The organism is Halomicrococcus pelagicus (assembly GCF_050954125.1).
In genome coordinates, this window is the sequence record NZ_JBPBWC010000002.1 from 286286 (window position 1) to 304754 (window position 18469).

The 18469-nt window shown below is 67.3% G+C and carries 20 protein-coding genes; 13 read left to right on the top strand and 7 right to left on the bottom strand.

Going from position 1 to position 18469, the window contains the following annotated elements:
- Positions 1-47: 47 nt before the first annotated feature.
- From ACRYA2_RS06145 to ACRYA2_RS06155, 3 genes are all read right to left on the bottom strand, one after another.
- Positions 48-1001 carry an AEC family transporter gene (locus ACRYA2_RS06145; RefSeq protein WP_433625342.1) on the bottom strand — a complete coding sequence of 318 codons (954 nt, stop codon included), beginning with the start codon at positions 999-1001 and terminating at the stop codon, positions 48-50.
- Positions 1002-1281: 280 nt separating this feature from the next.
- Positions 1282-1515, bottom strand: a complete 234-nt coding sequence (locus ACRYA2_RS06150; protein WP_433625345.1) for a DUF7123 family protein — start codon at positions 1513-1515, stop codon at positions 1282-1284.
- A 363-nt stretch (positions 1516-1878) separates the two neighbouring features.
- Entirely contained in the window at positions 1879-2670 is a 792-nt protein-coding gene (locus ACRYA2_RS06155) for a molybdopterin synthase (protein ID WP_433625348.1), read from the bottom strand.
- Between the two features lie 158 nt (positions 2671-2828).
- Here ACRYA2_RS06155 and pyrH point away from each other — a divergent pair, with 158 nt between their 5' ends.
- From pyrH to ACRYA2_RS06180, 5 genes are all read left to right on the top strand, one after another.
- Positions 2829-3554, top strand: a complete 726-nt coding sequence (gene pyrH, locus ACRYA2_RS06160) for a UMP kinase (RefSeq protein ID WP_433625351.1) — start codon at positions 2829-2831, stop codon at positions 3552-3554.
- Positions 3551-5380 (top strand): lysine--tRNA ligase, encoded by a 1830-nt coding sequence (lysS, locus tag ACRYA2_RS06165; protein WP_433625354.1) that lies wholly within the window; start codon positions 3551-3553, stop codon positions 5378-5380. The genes pyrH and lysS overlap by 4 nt, the downstream gene beginning before the upstream one ends.
- Positions 5381-5498: 118 nt before the next feature.
- Positions 5499-6134 (top strand): DUF1405 domain-containing protein, encoded by a 636-nt coding sequence (locus tag ACRYA2_RS06170; protein WP_433625356.1) that lies wholly within the window; start codon positions 5499-5501, stop codon positions 6132-6134.
- Between the two features lie 105 nt (positions 6135-6239).
- Positions 6240-7112 carry a DUF7096 domain-containing protein gene (locus ACRYA2_RS06175; RefSeq protein ID WP_433625359.1) on the top strand — a complete coding sequence of 291 codons (873 nt, stop codon included), beginning with the start codon at positions 6240-6242 and terminating at the stop codon, positions 7110-7112.
- A gap of 49 nt (positions 7113-7161) precedes the next feature.
- On the top strand, positions 7162-7899 hold the full coding sequence (locus ACRYA2_RS06180; protein ID WP_433625362.1) for an ArsR/SmtB family transcription factor: 738 nt from the start codon (positions 7162-7164) through the stop codon (positions 7897-7899).
- A gap of 1 nt (position 7900) precedes the next feature.
- Here ACRYA2_RS06180 and ACRYA2_RS06185 read toward each other — a convergent pair whose 3' ends face one another.
- The gene (locus ACRYA2_RS06185) at positions 7901-8377 is read right to left on the bottom strand and encodes a hypothetical protein (RefSeq protein ID WP_433625365.1); all 477 of its coding nucleotides are present in this window, start codon (positions 8375-8377) and stop codon (positions 7901-7903) included.
- 140 nt (positions 8378-8517) lie between these two features.
- On the opposite strand from ACRYA2_RS06185, the gene ACRYA2_RS06190 reads away from it, so the two are divergent.
- The 4 genes from ACRYA2_RS06190 to ACRYA2_RS06205 all read left to right on the top strand — a co-directional run bounded on the left by ACRYA2_RS06190 (position 8518) and on the right by ACRYA2_RS06205 (position 10931).
- Positions 8518-8787 (top strand): DUF5808 domain-containing protein, encoded by a 270-nt coding sequence (locus ACRYA2_RS06190; protein ID WP_433625368.1) that lies wholly within the window; start codon positions 8518-8520, stop codon positions 8785-8787.
- A 104-nt stretch (positions 8788-8891) separates the two neighbouring features.
- Positions 8892-9434 carry an XTP/dITP diphosphatase gene (locus tag ACRYA2_RS06195; protein WP_433625371.1) on the top strand — a complete coding sequence of 181 codons (543 nt, stop codon included), beginning with the start codon at positions 8892-8894 and terminating at the stop codon, positions 9432-9434.
- A 133-nt stretch (positions 9435-9567) separates the two neighbouring features.
- Positions 9568-9720, top strand: a complete 153-nt coding sequence (locus tag ACRYA2_RS06200; protein WP_433625373.1) for a hypothetical protein — start codon at positions 9568-9570, stop codon at positions 9718-9720.
- Entirely contained in the window at positions 9717-10931 is a 1215-nt protein-coding gene (locus ACRYA2_RS06205) for a polysaccharide deacetylase family protein (RefSeq protein ID WP_433625375.1), read from the top strand. Before ACRYA2_RS06200 ends, ACRYA2_RS06205 begins: the two co-directional genes overlap by 4 nt.
- A gap of 25 nt (positions 10932-10956) precedes the next feature.
- Here ACRYA2_RS06205 and ACRYA2_RS06210 read toward each other — a convergent pair whose 3' ends face one another.
- On the bottom strand, positions 10957-11427 hold the full coding sequence (locus ACRYA2_RS06210) for a DUF7384 family protein (protein WP_433625378.1): 471 nt from the start codon (positions 11425-11427) through the stop codon (positions 10957-10959).
- A gap of 222 nt (positions 11428-11649) precedes the next feature.
- Here ACRYA2_RS06210 and ACRYA2_RS06215 point away from each other — a divergent pair, with 222 nt between their 5' ends.
- From ACRYA2_RS06215 to ACRYA2_RS06225, 3 genes are all read left to right on the top strand, one after another.
- Complete coding sequence (locus tag ACRYA2_RS06215) at positions 11650-13581, top strand: PGF-CTERM sorting domain-containing protein (protein WP_433625381.1); 1932 nt, start codon at positions 11650-11652, stop codon at positions 13579-13581.
- A 255-nt stretch (positions 13582-13836) separates the two neighbouring features.
- Positions 13837-14151, top strand: a complete 315-nt coding sequence (locus ACRYA2_RS06220) for a hypothetical protein (protein ID WP_433625383.1) — start codon at positions 13837-13839, stop codon at positions 14149-14151.
- 78 nt (positions 14152-14229) lie between these two features.
- Positions 14230-16032 (top strand): site-2 protease family protein, encoded by a 1803-nt coding sequence (locus ACRYA2_RS06225; RefSeq protein WP_433625386.1) that lies wholly within the window; start codon positions 14230-14232, stop codon positions 16030-16032.
- Here the strand turns inward: ACRYA2_RS06225 and ACRYA2_RS06230 are convergent, their stop codons facing one another.
- Positions 16033-16548 (bottom strand): PadR family transcriptional regulator, encoded by a 516-nt coding sequence (locus ACRYA2_RS06230; protein WP_113276892.1) that lies wholly within the window; start codon positions 16546-16548, stop codon positions 16033-16035.
- A 259-nt stretch (positions 16549-16807) separates the two neighbouring features.
- Between ACRYA2_RS06230 and ACRYA2_RS06235 the strand changes: the two genes are divergently transcribed.
- Positions 16808-17257, top strand: a complete 450-nt coding sequence (locus ACRYA2_RS06235; protein WP_433625389.1) for a DUF7575 domain-containing protein — start codon at positions 16808-16810, stop codon at positions 17255-17257.
- Here ACRYA2_RS06235 and ACRYA2_RS06240 read toward each other — a convergent pair.
- Positions 17244-18455: a 3-dehydroquinate synthase II gene (locus ACRYA2_RS06240; RefSeq protein ID WP_433625392.1), complete on the bottom strand. Its 1212-nt coding sequence runs from the start codon at positions 18453-18455 to the stop codon at positions 17244-17246. The two genes, ACRYA2_RS06235 and ACRYA2_RS06240, sit on opposite strands and share 14 nt — an antisense overlap.
- Between the last annotated feature and the right edge of the window lie 14 nt (positions 18456-18469).

An 18469-nucleotide genomic window follows, 5' to 3' on the forward strand; every position in this document is an offset into this window, starting at 1 on the left:
CGGTGTCGGTCCGCCCGCGCGACCTCGGGTCGCACCTGCGCTGGCGGTCAGACGACGGCCCCGGACTTGAGGACGGCGATGAGCAGCGTGAGGATCGGCACGCTGGCCAGGGTGCTGGCGAAGATGGCCGTGCTGACGTACTCGGGCCCGGAGAGTCCGGTCTCGGGACCGGAGTCGTACTCGATGGTGAGGATGAGCGGCGTGACCGCCGCCGGCATCGCGCATTCGAGGACGAACACGCGCGCGACGGTGTCGTCGGCGAACCCGAGCGCGAGGACGACGCCCACCGCGACGACGGGCGCGACGACGAGCTTCATTGCGTTCGAGACGCCGACGCGGGCGACCGCAGCGCCGGAGTCGGTGTTCGCGAGCTGGATGCCGAGCAGCAACAGCATCACCGGAATGGCGGCGTCGCCGGTGAGTTGCAGCGTCTCCATGGCCGCCGAGTTCTCGGACGGGACGACGCCGAGAACGCGAACTAGACCCGCCGCGAGCACGGCGTAGACGAGCGGGAGCTTGAACACCTCGCGAATCGCTCCGAACCCGGAGGTGTCGTCGCCGCGCGACGCGAGGTAGACGCCCACGGTGTACATGAGCACCGACTGGACGGCGATGTAGAGGATGGCCGTACTCCGACCGACCGCGCCGAACGCGAACTGCGAGAGGGGGATGCCGTAGTTACCGGCGTTGGCGAACGTGCTCGTCAACACGAGCGCGCCGAGCGTCGGTTCGGACTCGCCGAGGAGGCGACCGGCGAACTCGGCGAGCACGACCATGGCCAGCGTGAACGCGACGACGGCCGCGGCCAGCGTGACCGCCGTCTCGCCGTCGATGGACGTGGTCATGAGGCTGTGGAACACCAGCGCGGGCGTGAGCACGTATATCGTGACGGTCCCCAGTCCGCCGACGTCGATGTCGCGGAGAGAGCCGAGCAGGAAGCCGACCGCCGCGACCGACAGAACGGGAACGATGGCGTTGGTCAGCGCAGATAGCAGCGACACGCGTGGACAGAAACGACGGGAACCTACAAAGGCATCGACCGACGGCGACGAGAATCGACCGCAGGCGGTCGGTCGGGAACGCTAGACGGTGGCAAGGGGGAAACCACCGACGGGTGAAGCGGCGGCGGGCCGCGTGCCGGAAGGGGACGGGGAGGGTGGTCGAAGCGGGCGGTCGGGGAGGCTGGTCGGGAAGGCCGGACGGGGGCGGGCGACGGGGAGACTCCGAAAGCGAGGGCTCGGATCGGGGACCGGTTGCCCTGGATCAGGCCGGAGCCACGCGCTAGGTGGTCGCGCTCGTGTACGACCACTTCTCGACCTCGAGCTCCGCGCAGTCTTTCAGCTTCACCATCAGCGCACCGATCTCCTTCGCGGAGAGACCGACTTCGTCGGCGATGAACTTGCTCTTGAAGTACATCTCGCCGTCGCTGGCTTTCTCGCACAGGTACTGTTTCAGGCGTTCCTCTTTGCTCTCCGGTTCAGGGCTTTCAGTGGCGGTCTGCGAGGTTGCGCTCATGTTCTGACTCCATCACCCCCTTTGCCTCGGGGGATGTTATAAAGAAAGGAAGCTTCGGGTCGTTTCGGACCGCTTTCGCCACTTTCGGCCGAAAAGAGACGTAAATCAGAGTAAAAACGACGTTTTATGGACTTTTCTACGAGCGTTAAAAAGTTCAAAAACCGCCACTCTCCTTTTGTTTCCCAGAATATTCTCCGGATTTCAATCCGGGACGAAAAGGACCGAAGTAGTCGCGTTTCCCACGGCTTCGTCCGGGGTCGACCGCGGGACGCGACCGAGTCGACGACGAGCGGAACGTTCGAGGGAACGAGTCGTCCCCGGTCACGGCGAAGACGGGGCGACGAGACCGGAGACAGAGGGGCCTCAGGACCGCTTGTGGACCCAGAACTCCTCGTCGGTCGTCACTTCCTTCTTGAACAGCGGGACTTCCGCCTTGAGCCGGTCGATGCCGTCCTCGACGGTGCGAAAGGCCTCTTCGCGGTGACCTGCGAGGACGACGACGAACACGATGTCCTCGCCCGCTTCGACGACGCCGGTCCGGTGGTGCAAGAGCACCTCGAAGACGCCGTCGCGCGCTTCGAGTTCCTCGCGTATCGCGGCCATGCGTTCGTCCGCGACGCTTTCGTACTTCTGGAACTCGAGGTACTCCGTCGGGTCGTCGTCCGGACCGTCTTTCGCGCGGACGCGCCCGGTGAACGTCGCGATGGCTCCGGAGCGGTCGGCGTCCGGGGAGGATTTCGCACGTTCGACCAGTGACTCCAGGGTCTCGTACGGTTCGACGGCGTCGAGCGCGTCGCTGACGCCGTCGAGGTCGAGCGCGTCGGCGTCGGTCGCGTCGACGAGCACCTCGCCCGCTGGGTCGGCGTCACCGAGCGCGACCTGCGGCACTCGCGCGCCGGGGAAGTCCACGACGACGGCGTAGTCGTGGTCGGGAGCGAGGTCGTCGAGAACCTGGGGGAGGTCGCGTCTACCGCCGCGAGCCCGCCACTGGTCCGCCCGGAGTTCGACGGCGGTGCTTGCGGTCTCGGCAGACGCGTCCGTCGCGTCGACCGCTCCGCGTTCGACGGTTGCGACCCGGCCCGCGTCCCCGAGACGAGCGGCGAGACGGTCGCCGACGCGGTCCGCGCCGGGACCGCAGACGCCCACTATCTGCATGGGCGCAGAGATGGTCGGAAGGGGCTTTTAGCCTTCGGTCGGGACCGGAATCGGCGTCGATTGCGCCCGTCGAACGGCCGACGAGAACGCGGACGGCGGCCGCGTCGCCCCCGAAGTTGAGAACGCTTAAGGCCGCGTCCGGGTAATTCCGCGATAGCATGAAGGTGGTCGTCTCCATTGGCGGTAGCGTGCTCGCGCCAGATCTCGACTCTCGACGCGTTCGCGAGCACGCCGCCGTCATCGAGTCACTTGCTGAGGAGGGGTGTACTATCGGCGCCGTCGTCGGGGGCGGGGGCGTCGCCCGCGATTACATCGGGACCGCCCGGGAACTCGGTGCGAACGAGATAGAACTGGACGACATCGGCATCGACGTTACGCGGTTGAACGCCCGCCTGCTCATCGCGGCGCTCGGCGAACGGGCCGCCCCGAGCCCCGCCGAAACGTACGAGGAGGCCGGGACCGCCATGCACCGCGGCGACGTCGCCATCATGGGCGGCGTGATGCCCGGGCAGACGACCGACGCCGTCAGCGCCGCGCTCGCGGAGTACACGAACGCCGACCTGCTCGTCTACGCGACGAGCGTCCCCGGCGTGTTCAGCGACGACCCCAACGAGGTAGACGACGCCACGAAGTTCGACGAACTGTCGGCGAGCGAACTCGTGGACGTCATCGCCGACCTGGAGATGAACGCCGGGAGTTCCGCACCCGTCGACCTCCTCGCCGCGAAACTCATCGAGCGCTCGGGCGTTCGCACCATCGTCCTCGACGGCACCGAACCGGGGCGCATCGGCGACGCCGTCCGCCGGGGGGACCACGGCGGCACCGACATCATCCCGACGGGCGCGGACGACGAGATGAACTACTGGGTGACAGAGGAGCTATGAGCGACGAGCAGGCCAGCCGCGAACCGCACCCCGACGACGACCCCTACCTCCTCCAGGAGGCCGACGGGCACGCCTTCTGGGCCGAGTCGGTCGCCGACCGAATCCTGGAGCGACTGGCAGACGACCCCGACCGGAGCGACGACCCCGTCGTCATCAAGGGCGGCATCTCGCCGTCCGGCGTCCCGCACCTCGGCAACATGAACGAAATCGTGCGGGGCTACTTCGTCGCGGAAGCGCTTCGCGACCGCGGCCGGGAGGTCCGGCAGGTGTTCACCGCCGACGACCGCGACCCGCTCCGGAAGGTACCCCGGAAACTCGCCGACCTCGACGGCAACGTCGTCGATCTGGGCGATGTGAACGCCGGTGCGCTGGGTCGGAACCTCGGCAAGCCCTACACGGTGATTCCGGACCCCTTCGGCTGCTGTGACTCCTACGGCGACCACTTCTCGAACCTCATCGAGCGCAGCGCGGAACTGCTCGGCATCCCCGTCGAGATGGTCTCGAACACGGAGCTGTACGAGTCCGGCGAGTTCGAGGACGTCACTCGCTACGTTCTGGAACACCGCGAGGAGGCTCGCGAGGTGCTCTCGGCCTACCAAGACAAGGTGGACGAGGAGTACGTCCCGTTCAACCCCATCTGTGGGGAGTGTGGCAAGATAACCGAGACGGTGACCGCGGTCCATCCCGACGAGGGCACCGTCGACTACGTCTGCACGGACATGGAGGCCGGCGACCGGACCATCGAGGGCTGCGGCCACGAGGGAACCGCGACGCTTCGGGAGGGGAAGCTCCCGTGGCGGTTCGAGTGGCCCGCCCAGTGGCGGGTGCTCGGCGTCGACTTCGAGCCGTTCGGCAAGGACCACGCCGAGGGCTCGTGGCCCTCCGGTTCGGACGTCGCGCGGAACGTCTTTGGGGACGTCCCGCCGACGCCGATGGCCTACGAGTGGTTCACGCTCGAAGGCGAACCGTTCTCCTCCTCGGGCGGTCACGTCGTCATGGTCCAGGACGTGCTCGAAACCATCGAGCCGGAGGTCCTCCGGTACTTCTTCACGAAGGACCCGAGCAAGGCCCGGGACTTCAGCGTCGAACACCTGGAGTTCCTCGTCGACGAGTTCGACGAGTTCGAGCAGGTCTACTTCGGCGAGCGCGACGCAGTCGAGGCGACCAGTGACGACGAGGAGACGACGAGAGCCGAGGACGTGGCCGACGCCGCCTACCCGGCGGTCGCCCGCCCGACCGTCGCCGCGCGGTTCGACGCGGGCGGCGACCCGATTCCGACGCCGGACCGCGACAGCGTCCCCCTCGCCGACCACGACGAACGGGCCCGGTACGACGATGTCGTCGACGAGACGTTCGTGGACCGCGTCCGACTCCCCTACACGTTCGCCGCCGTGCTCGGGATGACCGACGACCCCGACCTCCGCGAGGACATCGCCCGCCGCGAGGGCCACCTCGCCGACGACGACCCCGACTGGGCGGTCGAGTACGCCCTCGGCCGCGTCGAACGCGCCAGCGAGTGGGCCGACCGCACCGACAACGCCTACAACTACGACCTGAAGCGCACCGAGATGCCCGACGTCGAACTCGACGCCGAGACGGAGGCGGCGCTGGACGAACTCGCCGACTTCATCGCGGACGGTCACGACCCCGAGGCGGTCCAGGGCGAGATCTACGAGACGGCGAAGCGTCACGACATCGACGTCGGCGACTTCTTCGCCACCGGTTACCGGCTCTTCTTCGACGAGGAGACGGGGCCGAAACTCGGGCCGTTCCTGGCCAGCCTCGACCGCCAGTTCGTCCTCCGACGGCTCCGTCGCGAGGGATAGCCGGCGAACGGCGAACGGTTAACGGCGTCGCGGACGCGGGCGAACCGCACTCGAAGGGGCCGACTCCCGGCCGACTCGTTGCAGTAGACATTTGGTCGTGCTCTGCGCGACACCGACCATGGGGATTCCGGAGCGATACGCGCGTTACTACCTGGAGAACGCGCCGAGCCTCGTCTGGCTGCTCGTCGTCAACGCCGCCGCCATCCTCGTCGGCATTCGGTTCTACGTCGAGACGATGCCGGCGGTGCCGACGTTCCTCTGGCCGCTGTACGCCGACTCGCCGACCGCGCTCGCCCTCGTGGCAGCGTCGCTGGTGACGCTGCTCCCGAACCTCGGGAACCGACTCGACGAGGCACCGCAGAACCGGCCGCTCGCGTACCTCCACACCATCGCCTTCGTCTGGCTGGTGAAGATGGGCCTCTGGACGTTCCTCGCGCTCAACCTCGGATTCCCGGCGTACTTCGGGCCGCCGTGGGACCCCGCGGCGGTGTGGGACTACTGGGGAATCCTCCTCACCCACCTGGCGTTCGTCGCGGAGGCGTACCTCGTCCCGCACTACGGAACGACGACCCGGGGAGCGCTGGCGGCGGCGCTCGCTCTCGCGCTCGTCAACGACGTACTCGACTACTGGTTCGGGTTTCATCCGCCGCTGCGCTACGACCCCGGCCCGCTGCTCGTGGCGGCGACCGTTGCACTGTCGGTGCTGGCCGTCGTCGCCGCGGACCGTTCGCTCGACCGATTACACCGACCCTGACCGGGTTTTAAACGCTTAGCGCTGCTCTCAGCGCTTCGATTCGGCATGTAAACGGAACGAACGAATGTCCGTTTTTTTAAGGAACGGCTGGGTAACGCCGTAGTGATGAACTCCGCTCGAGCCGTCCTGCTGGCGGCGATTGCCATCTGTGGGGCATTCGTCGCGGCGGTGCCCACCGCCGCAGGGCCGACGCCCTCCACGCCCTCCGACGACTTGCGGTCGTTCGAAACGAACGACCAGTCGCTCCAGACGGACGACCGGTCGCTCCAGAAGAACGCCACCAACGATTCGCTCGGAACAGAGATATCGTCGTTCATGCAGGCCAGTTCCACCGAGACGCAGGGTGCGGTCGAGACCGGCATGTGGGTCGCCCGGTTCAACGCGACCGACAATCGGTCGGCCAGACAGAAACTCGTCAGGAGCCAGGTCGACGACCTCGGACGGAAACTCGACACCCTCCAGGAGGAAAAGCAGGCCATCATCGACGCCTACCAGAACGGGAAGATAGATGAACTCCAGTACCGTGCACAGATGAGCGGCGTCGTCAGTCGCATACAGGCTATCCAGCAGGCGATCAACGAAACCGAGCCGAGAGCGCGAACCGTCGGCGCGGAGGTCCAGGCGGTCAGTCGCCTCGAAAACCGCGCCTCGTCGGTGATAGGACCGAAAGCGGCGGCGGTCGCCGGATCGGTCGGCAGCGTCGACGTTCCGGCCGACAACAACTCTACCGGAAACGGGACCGGCGTCGGCCAGGGGAACGGTAATGGGAACGGCGTCGTCTCGGGGAACGAGACCGACGTCGGTCCCGGCAACGATACGGACGTGGGGCCGGGGAACGGCGCGAACGGGTCCGGCAACGACAGCGAACCGGGGACCGGCGTCGGAACGGGCGACGGACAGGGGAACGGGGGCGTGACCCTGCTTTCGACGGGTGAGGAGGTCATCGTCACCGCCGTCGCGGCCAGACCGGTCGTCTGAACGGCGAGAGACACCCTTTTCAGTTCACGCGACTAAACCCCGGACGTGAATGGATTCCGCTGCGCTGCTCGACATCCTCGGTAACGAAAATCGCAGACGCATCCTGCGACTGCTCTCGCACAAGCCCTGCTACGTTACGGAGATAAGCGACTACCTCGGCGTCAGCCCCAAGGCGGTCATCGACCACCTCCGCAAGCTGGAGGAGGCAGGGCTGGTCGAGAGCCGGACCGACGATCAGCGCCGCAAGTACTTCCACATCTCCCGGAACCTGCGCCTGGAGGTGGACGTCTCCCCCTACGAGTTCGGGATGAAGAGCGCCTATCCCGCCAGCGCCAGCCTCGACGTGAGCGCCTGCCGGTATCTCTCGCTGGAGGTCGAGACGGACGGCAACGGCGACGAGGTGATAGTGAACGAACAGGGAGCGTGCGAAGAGACGGCGACCGCTTCCGACGGCGCGCTGGACGACGAGAACGTCGACGAAATCGCGGTTCTCGCGGAACAGCTCAACTGCCTGGAGGAGCTCAAAGGCGAGCTGTCGCTCGCTCAGCGGTGGGTCCACGGACGCATCACGGACGTGCTCGATTCGCTCTCCGAGGCGGTCGACGGCGACGACGAGGGGCACCTCCGGGCCGAGATACTGGCCGCGCTCGCCGCCGGCGCGGAGACGATATCGGAGGTCAGCGAGGAAGTGCGAGCGCCGGACCACGTCGTCGAACGCCAGCTCTCCGGCATGGCCGACCAGGGCGTCGTCGAACGCGACGGCGACCGATGGGCGCTGTCGGCGTAGCTCAGATATCTCGGGTGAGGCCGTCGCGCAGGTCGCCGCCGAAGTACGCGCCGAGACCGCCGGCGAGCAGACCCGCGCCGACGCCGACGGCGGCTATTGGCAATCCGCCGACCACCATCCACGCCAGATTCTGGAGCAGGAACCCGAGTCCGCCAGCGACCGCACCGCCGGCGGCGGTCTCGAGGATGCGCGAGTCGCTGGTAACGGCGCCGAGGAGGAACGACGCGAGAAACACCGCGACGAAGCCGGTGACGTCACCGACCAGCGGGACGAGCGTACCGCCGAAGAATATCGCTACCGACGACACCACGGCCGCGACGAGGAAGTAGCGCGGCGAGAAGACGTCGACGGCCCGCTGCTTGGCGCGGGCACGGAAGCCCCGACCGGACGACTCGCCGGCCGACCGCTCGGTCGACTCCCCGTCGCCGAGCAGCTCCTCGACGTCGTCGGTCTCTCGCGTCCGACTGCGCTGTGGCATGTCGAAGCGTTGGTCTCCGGGCGTAATGGGCCTTTCCCCGGGCACGGGCAGCGCAGCACGGCGGAACGCAGGTCGGGTAACGGTCGGCGGACGACCGCGTGCCCCAAACGCTATGGTCGGGGCGGACAAACCCGTATCGCATGTCCGACAAGGAAACTGCCGGAACGATCTTCGGCGTCCCGTACAACTTCGAGCGACCCAGCGTCGGCCGGATGCTGTCAGCCTACTGGCAGCCCGGCGAGGGGATGCTCGTCGAGAAACCGTTCGGGGTCGGCTACACGCTCAACCTCGCCAACTGGCGGTCGTGGATAATCCTGGTCGTCGCCGGCGTCCTCTACTGGCACGAGAACAAGGGCGAAGAGCGCACCGTCGAGGACGAACCGGTCGAAGTCATCGTCGACGACGACTGACCGGTCGACGGGCACACCGACTCGATCACGCGTTCGGGATTCCGACGCGACCGCGAGCGGGCCGAACCAACGGCTATTTCCTCCGCGCACGCCACGCCTCGCACATGATTCGGTTCGTCACCGGCAACGAGGGGAAGGTCCGCGAGGCCCGGGAGTACCTCGACGACGACGTCGAGCAGGTCGAGTACGACTACACCGAGATACAGAGCGACGACCTCGCCGCCATCGCCGTCCACGGCGCGGAGGAGGCGTTCGCGGAGACGGGCGGCGAAGACCCCGTCGTCGTCGACGACGCCGGCCTGTTCGTCGACGCGCTCGGCGGGTTCCCCGGTCCGTACTCTGCGTACGTCGAGGACACTCTCGGCGTCGAGCGCGTCTGGCGACTCGCCGAGCGAGAGGAGAACCGCCGCGCGCGGTTCCGCGGCGTCGTCGTCTACCACGACGGCGAGCGCACGGAGACGTTCGAGGGCGCGGTCCCCGGCCGCATCGTCGCGCCGCGCGGCGACGGGGGGTTCGGCTACGACCCCATCTTCGAACACGAGGGCCAGACGCTCGCGGAGATGAGCACCGAGGAGAAAAACGCCGTCTCCCACCGGGGACGCGCGCTGGCGAAGTTCGCCGACTGGCTGGCGGAGCGAGAGGAGTGAGCGGTCCGGATTCTCGGGGGTACCGCGGAGTTCGCGTCGCCTACCGGCCGGCGACGAGCGAGAAGGCGCCGCGTACGCGCGGCGTAGCACGCTCGTAACAAGTTAAGTGCGAGTTGTCGCCGCGGACGAACCGATGCGACTCTCGGAATCCAGTCTCACCGGCGACGAGCGAGCACCGAACGCGGCCCTCGACGCCGACGGCACCGTGGTCGAGTACCCGAAACCAGACGCGACGCGGACGCTGCGACCGTCGTCGAACGAGGCTCCGGAGGAGTGGTCGGCGTGAGCGACGAGACACTCGCCACGACGCGACGCGGTGCGCTCCGGGCGGGCCTGACCGCCGCCACCGGCGCGACGCTCGTCGCGGGGTCGGCGGTCGCCGCCGACACGAACGGGAAGGTGGTGTTCACCTACGACGACGGTCCCGTCGAGGACTACACGCACACCTACCGGAAGGCCCACCGCAAGGAGGGCGTACCGGGATGTTCGGCGGTACCCTCCACGTACGTCGGGAACGACGGCACTCTCGACGCGGCGCGACTCCGCGAACTCGAAGACGAGGGGTGGGAGATAATGTCCCACTCCGTTCACCACCGCGCGCTGGGGGACATCACGGTCACGCGCGACGTCGCCCCCGACGACCGGCGACTCTACGTGAAGACCAACCACCACGGCGACCGGCCGGGCGACGACCTCTTCGTCACCGACGGGAGCGCGTCGACGACCGTGACGGTCGCCGGGAAGGGAGAAGACGAGCGAGGCGAGTTCGTGAAGCTCCGGGGGCCCGTCGGGCGGTCGTTCGCGGCCGACGACGGCGTGATCGAGCGGTACACCGACGAGATACTGCGCAGTGCGCTCGGCGACTCGAAGGCGCAACTCGAGGACCTCGGCGTGACCGTCACGAACATCGTGATGCCGTACGGCGGGTACGGCGCACGAACGCAGGAACTCGCCGGGGAGTACTACACGGCCGTCGCGAACGGCGGCCTCGCCATCGGCGGTCGAGCGCAGGTACACCGACCCGACGACGTCACGCTCCCGCACCTCTCGCGCGCCATGTTCCGGCGCGGGAAGATGACGAAAGCCGACCTCGGGGCGTTTCTCGACCGCGTCGTGGACGCCGACGGCCTCGGCATTCTCGGCGGCCACAGCTGGTGGCAGGAGCGGCTCCCGCCAGAGCGGGTCCGGATGGCCATCCGGATGGCGAAAGACCGCGACCTCGACGTCGTCACGCTCCGCGAGGCGCTCGACGACCTCGGCGTCACCGGAACGAAGCGGGAGACGACCCAGACGACCCAAACGTCCCAGACGACGCGGCGGACGACGCAGAAGACGACGGGGAAGACAGGCACCGGGACGAACGGCTTCCCGGCGAACGGCGAGACGAGCGACGACCCCCCGACGTCGAGCACGGGGCAGCCGGGGTTCGGCTGGCTCGCGGCGCTGGGCGGCGTCGGCGGCGCGGCCGCGCTCCGGCGGTGGCGAGGAGGCCGCTGACGGCCGTTCCCGTCGCCGGCGTGCGCTACTCCCGCGCGTCCCGGTCGGGTCCGGGGTACTCTCCGCCGACGACCGCCCGATAGAGGCTCTCGGCGTCGAACAGCGCGGCGAAGCCGTCGGGGCGCTTGACGCTCAGCGAGACGCGGCCCTGGAGCGACGCTCCGGTCTTCGCGCTCCTGAGGGAGTCGTCGTAGGAGAGGACATGGGCGGCGTCGCCGGCGTAGGCGCTGGCGAGCGCGGGATGGTCCCCGGGCGAGTGCTCGACGCGGACCCGCAGGTCCTCCACCTTCGCTCGCCAGTCGGCGGCGAGGTCGTCGTCGGCCAGTTCTCGCACGACGTACTCGGCGTCGTCCAGCAGGGGGTCGCTGGCGACGAGTTCCACCCACGAGTGGCGACGGACGACGTCCAGCGCGCGTCGGGCGTCTTCCCCGACGAGGAGGTCCGCCGCGAGCACGTCGGCGTCGGCGACGACGCGGGCAGGATTCGTGTCAGTCATCGCGGCGCTCCGCGAGCACTTCGCGGACGGTCGGTACGTCTGTGGCGTGCCGGGCGGCCCTGTCGAACAGTTCGTCCCAGGTCATACCCGTTTCGTCGTCCCACAGCGTGAAAAGCCGTCTGGGGACCATGATAATCCGACTGGTAGGAAGAAATGCGATACCGCCTAGCAAATAACCGCCGTAACCAAATAATTTTATCATAACACTTCTACGAGGTGTCTATGAGTCGGAGAAAAACAGTGTCCACTATCCTCGCGGTGATGCAGGTACTGGTCCTGCTCATCGCACCGGTGGCAGCCACGGCGCCCACCGGACAGTCCATCGACGGTACAGCACTGCAGACGGAAGACGGCGAAGTCCGTACCGCAGACACCATCTACGTGCGCGAGAACGGCGCCGCCGTACTCGCCTACAACGAGTCCAGCACGTCGGAGGGAACCGGCCAGATCGGCGTGAACATGACGTCGGGTCTCGTTCACCTGCTGGTCGCCACGGAGACGGACTCCGCTTCCGACGTGTCCGGCCAGGGGAGCGTCGTCATGACGCCGGACAGCATCGCCGGCAACGGGTCGCTGGCCATGCCCCAGCCGGACACCCTGCAGAGCCTCTCGCTTTCGGCCTCCGGCGTCCAGAACGAGAAGCGGGCGAAGATGGACGCCACGCTGACGGCGACGATAGACCGTCGAGGGTCGACCGCGGCGTTCTCGTCGGCGCACACCGACGGCCACGTCACGATGGACGCCAACAGCTTCAGCACGTCGGGAACGGCGACCGTGAAGACCGCCATGCCCATGGGCTCCGACACGTCCCTCAGCTACGCCATCGAGGAGACCGCGAACGGCTACGTGCTGGACGGCAAGCGTAGCGGAACCGTCCGCTCCTACCAGCGCGACGAGTGGAGCTCTCGCTCCGCGGCCAAAGCCCACCTGCGTTCGCAGTACGCCCGGGCCGCCGAGAACATCGGCGGGTCGGCCCAGGTCACCATCGACCACTACGACTACAGCGAGGACGGCGAGTCCGCCACCGTCGACGTGGAGTACACCGTCCAGTACTCGGGCGTCAAGGACGGCGTCGCCCGGGCACTGATCCAGCAACTCGCCCAGTCCAGCGAGGTCGACCTGAGCCAGTCGGAAGCCCGCACCGTCGCGTCGAAGGTCAAGAAGCTCGAAATCGACCACGTCCGGTTCGCGATGTCCCAGCGGGAGAACGAGATGAACGTCGAATGGGACGCGAAGGTCGAGAACTACGACGGTGCGCTGTTCGCCGCGCTCGAAATCGCCAAGAACGTCGACAGCGAACAGTCGGGGCTGCAGAAGAAAGACGTCCAGCGCCTGAAGAAGACCCTGCAGGCTCAGCAGTCCGCGAACCTCCAGCAGAAGGTTACGTGGACGGCCGACCTGTCCTCGACCGGGTCCGGAACGGCGGCCGTCGACGCCGAAGTCCACTACCGGACGAAAATCTGGGACGCGTACGTGGGCGCGCTGAAGGAGAAAGACGTCACGGTCGGCTCGTCGTCGTTCGAGATGACGGCGAACTCCGACGGTGACGAGATGACCGCGGAGGCGTCGTTCGAACTGAACCAGCAGAAGATGATTTCGCTCGCCGTCGACTCGGCCGTGACGTCGCTCGACCCCACCGCGGACGGTCAGACGATGCGGCTTCTGAAGGCCTTCCAGAATAGCGAGTTCAAGAAGGCCAAGATGAGCGCCAACGTGAAGAAGGGGACCGTGACCGTCGAGGCAGGCGCGAAGTTCGACAACATCTCCGCCATGCGCGACGCGTTCGCCGGTCGCTACGGCGGCGCCGAAATCGCCGCCATCGCGGGACGGTCGAACGAGGACACGTCGACGACCTACGTCTACGTGAAAGACCTCGTCGGCGAGAACGCGACGAAGTCGGACGTGAAAGCGCTCGCCGTGGCGAACGACGACACCGAGGTCCTCATGCCCGGCGAGTGGGACCGCGAGTTCCCCTCGATGGACCAGAAGAGCGTCGCCGGATATCTCGGCGTCCAGTACCAGAGCAAGAGCGGAAATGGTAACAACGCGACCGACGGGAACACGACCGCGACGACCACGTCGACCGACGGTCAGCCCGGATTCGGTCTCGCCGTCACGCTCGCCGGCGTCGCACTGCTCGCTCGCCGCGACTGAGCGTTCGAACCCCGATTTTTCGCGCTATTTCGCGTTCGACGACCGACGTCGATAGCGACCTCGCCGGCGTCGAAATCCGGGGAGAGACGAGAACCGACGCGAGCGGTGTCGGACCGCCGGCAGAGTTAACATATGCGAGAGACATGATTCGATTACCGTCCTCCTAACAACTGCATAATAAAGTGGTTGACAGCAGAACTGGGAGGCGCACGGTCTTGCTGGCAGTCGCGTCAGCAATTCAATGGTGATACTACAATGGCCCTGATCGAACTCAATCTGGAGAAGCCGGCACTGAAACGAACCGAACGCGGCGAATCGAACGAGTCGAGCGAGCCGTCCGTCCCCGAAGAGAGCACGGCCACCGACGCCGTCGACGTGACCGAAGAGGTCGAGTCCGAGGTCGACGAGTCCGAGGAGAGCGGCGGCAGCGTCATCGGAAAGCTCGTCCGTCGCGTCGTTGTCCTCGGCGGTATCGTCGCGGGCGCCTTCGCGTTCAAGAAGTTCCGCGGTCGCAAGGGCGGCGACGCCGAGCAGCAGGAAATCGAAGAAGACTGGCAGACTGCCGAGTAACCCCGCTCGTCCGTTCACTGAATTCTTTTCCAGCCCGTTCCCCAACGCCTTTGAGCGGCGCGAACCTTCGTTCGACCGATGAATACGCTCGTGTGGGTGCTCGTCGGACTGGTGGTCTACTGGGGTGCCCTCATCGCGCTCCGGACCAACGGCGTGTTGCCCGCCTATATCGGCACGCAGGGGCCGATACTGACAGTCCACACTCAACGTGGCAAGCAACTGCTGGAACGTCTCGCCCGCCCGAAACGGCTCTGGCGGGCGTGGGGGAACTTCGGTCTCGGCATCGCGCTCGTCGTGATGGCGAGCGTCTTTCTCCTGCTCGTGGTGCAGGCCGTCGCCGTGCTACAGAACCCGCCGCAGCCGACGGCTGTCACCCAGCCGCGGAACGTGCTCGTCATACCAGGCGTGAACGACTTTCTGCCGCTGTCGGTCGCGCCGGAGATACTGCTCGGGCTACTGGTCGGTCTCGTCGTTCACGAGGGAGGCCACGGCCTGTTCTGCCGCGTCGAGGACATCGAGATCGAGTCGATGGGACTGGCGCTGCTCGCGTTCCTCCCCATCGGCGCCTTCGTCGAACCGGACGAGGAGAACCGCCGCGAGGCGGACCGGGGGAGCCAGAGCAGGATGTTCGCAGCGGGCGTGACGAACAACTTCGCCGTCACGCTCCTCGCGTTCGCACTACTGTTCGGTCCCGTGGTCGGCGCTATCGGGGTCGCGCCCGGTGCCGCCGTCGGCGGCGTGTTCCCGAACTCGGCGGCCGACGACGCCGACGTCCAGCGCGGCGACCGCATCGTCGCCGTCAACGGGACGAACGTGACTAGCAACGCCGACCTCGAGGACGCGCTGGCGGAGGTCGACAGCCGGACCGTCTCGGTCACGGTCGACGACGGCGAGCGGACGCAGAAGAAGGTCATCGAGCGGTCGCTGCTGATCACGGGGATGGTCGAGACCTCGCCGTTCGCGAGGTTCGGGACGAACCGGACGATAACCGCGGTCAACGGCACTGACGTTCACACCGGGGAGGAACTGAACCGGGCGCTCTCGAACCGCACCGTGGCCACCCTTCGCATCGCGAACGGGACGACCGTGACCGGACCGATCGGTGCGCTGTCGACGGTCCAGAAGGACGGGGCACTGGCGAACGACACGTCGCTGACCCCGGGCGACACCGTCGTCGTCACGGCGATCGACGGCGAGCGAGTCACCAACCGGAGCGACCTGACGACCGTGCTCGACGGCTACCGGCCGGGTCAGACGATCGACATCGAGGCGTACGTCGTCGAGGACGGGAGCTACCGCCAGGCGAACTACACGGTGGAACTCGGCGGCAGCGGCGAGGACGCGCTCGTCGGCATCCGCGTCGCCCCAGGCGTCTCCGGCGTCACGACCAGTAGCTTCGGGACGAGGCTCTACCCCGCCTCGACGTTCAAGACGCTGCTCGGCGGCGGGTCCCTCTCTGAGTTCGGTGGCGGGGGCGGCCCGGTGGCGTCGTTCCTGATGGGCGTCGCCGGGACGCTGCTGCTGCCGTTCGCCAGCCTCTCGACCCCGCTCGGATACAACTTCGCCGGCTTCGTCGCCTGGAACAGCAACTTCTTCCTGGTCGAGGGGCCGCTCGCGGCGCTCGACGGGGGCGTCTTCCTGTTGGCAAACGCGCTGTTCTGGACCGGCTGGATAAACCTCAACCTCGGCTTCTTCAACTGCATCCCGGCGTTCCCGCTCGACGGGGGACACATCCTCCGGATGAGCGCCGAGGCGGTCGTCTCCCGGCTCCCGACCAGCCAGCCCCGGCAGGTGACGACGGCCATCACGACGGCCGTGGGGCTGGTGATGCTGACCAGTCTCGTGCTGATGCTGTTCGGGCCGCGCCTGCTGGCAGGCTAGCTACTCCTCGACGCCCGTTCGCTCGTAGAACTCCTCGGGCGTGTCGGGGATGCGCTCGAATTCGTCGAAGTCGCGCTCGTGGTGACGAATCATCTGTTCGACGATCCACGAGCTGAAGGTCTCGTCGAACTGCCACTCGTCCTCCGGACAGTCCACCTCGAACCGCTCGTCGGTCGCGAACGCGACGTAGACGTGGTAGAATCCCAGGATGACGTCGGCGAACTCGCGGGCCTTCTCCCCGCTCTCTCGCCGCTTCTCCGTCAGTTCGTCGGCCCCCTCGTCGGTCAGTTCGAAGTACTTGCGGTCGGGTTCGTCCTCGCGCTCGATGCGCTCGGCCCAGCCCTTCTCCTCGAACTTGTAGAGGATGGGGTAGACGGAGCCGTACGACGGCTCCCAGTGCCCGCCGCTTATGTCCTGTATCTCCTTCAGGATCTCGTAGCCGTACCTCGGTTTCTCGTCCAGAAGTTCGAGCACCAGGTACGATATCAGGCCTCTCGGCGGGCCACTCTTCCGCATCGAGTGGGGATTTAAGTCGTGATTTTGAAAGGGTTTCGGTCGTGGCGGTTCGCTGCCGGTTAATACCAACGGCGTCACACGTCGAACGCGATGCGGCGGGACGGCGAGTCGAGATGCCGTCGTCCGACAGACCTGCCGAACGTCCGCCCGAACGCCGTCGAACGACGCCGTCGTGGCCGCCTGGTCGAGGGCGTCGAAATATCGGAGTGGCGGGAGCGGTAAGAAGCATTTAACTCGCAGGGGTCGCTAGCACTCGACAGTGACAAACGCTCGGAAACGCCCGTGGCTGGCAGCCGTGTTCGCGTTCGTCTACCCCGGCCTGGGCCACGTCTACCTGCGCGAGTGGCTCCGTGCGCTCCTCTGGTTCGGCTTCGCCGTCACCACGGCACTCGTGGTCATCCCGGAGTCGACCTTCCAGGCGGTGGAGTCCGGCGGGATGCAGGCGTATCTCGACGCGACCCGTGGCCTCGGTCTGAACGTCGTCCTCCCCATCCTCGCGGTGCAGGCGGTCAACATCGTCGACGCCTACTGGACCGCGAAGCAGGGTAACCGCTCGCTCGCCGCGGCCACGGGCGCGTCCGCCGACGCGGTGACGGCGAAGTGCCCGGAGTGCGGTCGCGAGGTGGACGAGGAACTGGACTTCTGTCAGTGGTGTACCGCGCGACTCGACGAAGAACCCTCGCCGAACGAGAGCTCTACTTCTCGATGATGCTCTCCTCGACCGCCTCGCCGAAGTGGCGAGCGCCCTGCTCGCGGTAGACGCGGAGTTCGTCTCCGACTTCGAGGTCCGTGACGGCGGTCCGGCCGTCCCGCGTGGCGACCTTGATGGTCTCTGCGTTCTGCAGCAGCGTTTCCACGCGGTCGCCGTCCTCGGTCTCGACCTCAATGCGGAACATCGGTCGCTTCTCTATCTTCACCCGTCCGACGACCGCCTCGCGGGTGTTGCCGTCCGTGTCGACGACCTGCACCTCGTCGCCGCTGGAGAGTTCGGCGAGGTACTTCGTCCCGCCGTCAGGCGTCCGGACGTAGGCGTGGACCGCACCCGCGTTCACCCGGAACGGCCGGGAGGCGACGTACGGCGACTCCGCGGTTTCGGCGTGGACGAAAAAGAGACCGCGCGACATCGACCCGACCAGCATCCCCTCGTCGCCGTCCATCAGGTTCCCCGTGTCGACGCAGACGCGGTCGGCGCTGCTCGTACGCTCGACGGTCCGAATCTCCGCCCACTCCAGGTCGAGCGTCTCGCGCTCGGCGTCGTCGCGGACCGCGACCGTGGCGCGAATTTCGTCCGGGTCGTCGCTGTCGAGCAGGACGGCGTCCGCGCCGATCTCCAGCGTCTCGAAGGCGGTCTTCGCCTCGTCGGCGCTGGTGACGCCGGCGACGAGTTCGGTCTCCTCGCCGATGCGCGCGATGAGGTTCTCCAGCGGGATGATGGTCCAGTCCTCGCCGACGACGACGGTGTACTCGGCGTCGTCGGCCGCCGCCTCCGCGAACGATTCGTACTCCTCGTCTTTGATGCGGACGTACGCGCCGTCCGCGCTGCCGCGCCGGAGCGTCGAGAGGTCGGCGGAACCGGAGAAGTCGGAGGGGAGGTCGACCGTTCCGTCGCCCTCGCCGTCCTTGCCGACGAACAGGGCGTCGGGGTCGGCGGAGCCGGATTCGGCGTCGCCGGCCTCGGCCTCGATGACGTCGACCTCGCCGTCGCCGTCGACGAACGCCGCGTCGTCGCCGCCGCTGCCGCGGAACGCCGCGACGTTCACGTCGCCCAGTTCACGGACGCGGGCCACGTCGCTCTCGTCCACGAGCACCCAGTCGACGCCCGCCTCCAGACCGGCGGTGATGCGTCGTCGTCGGGAATCCCAGTCGCCGACCTCGTCGTCGGCTTTCAACCACACGGAGCGTGTCATACTTCTACCGTGGA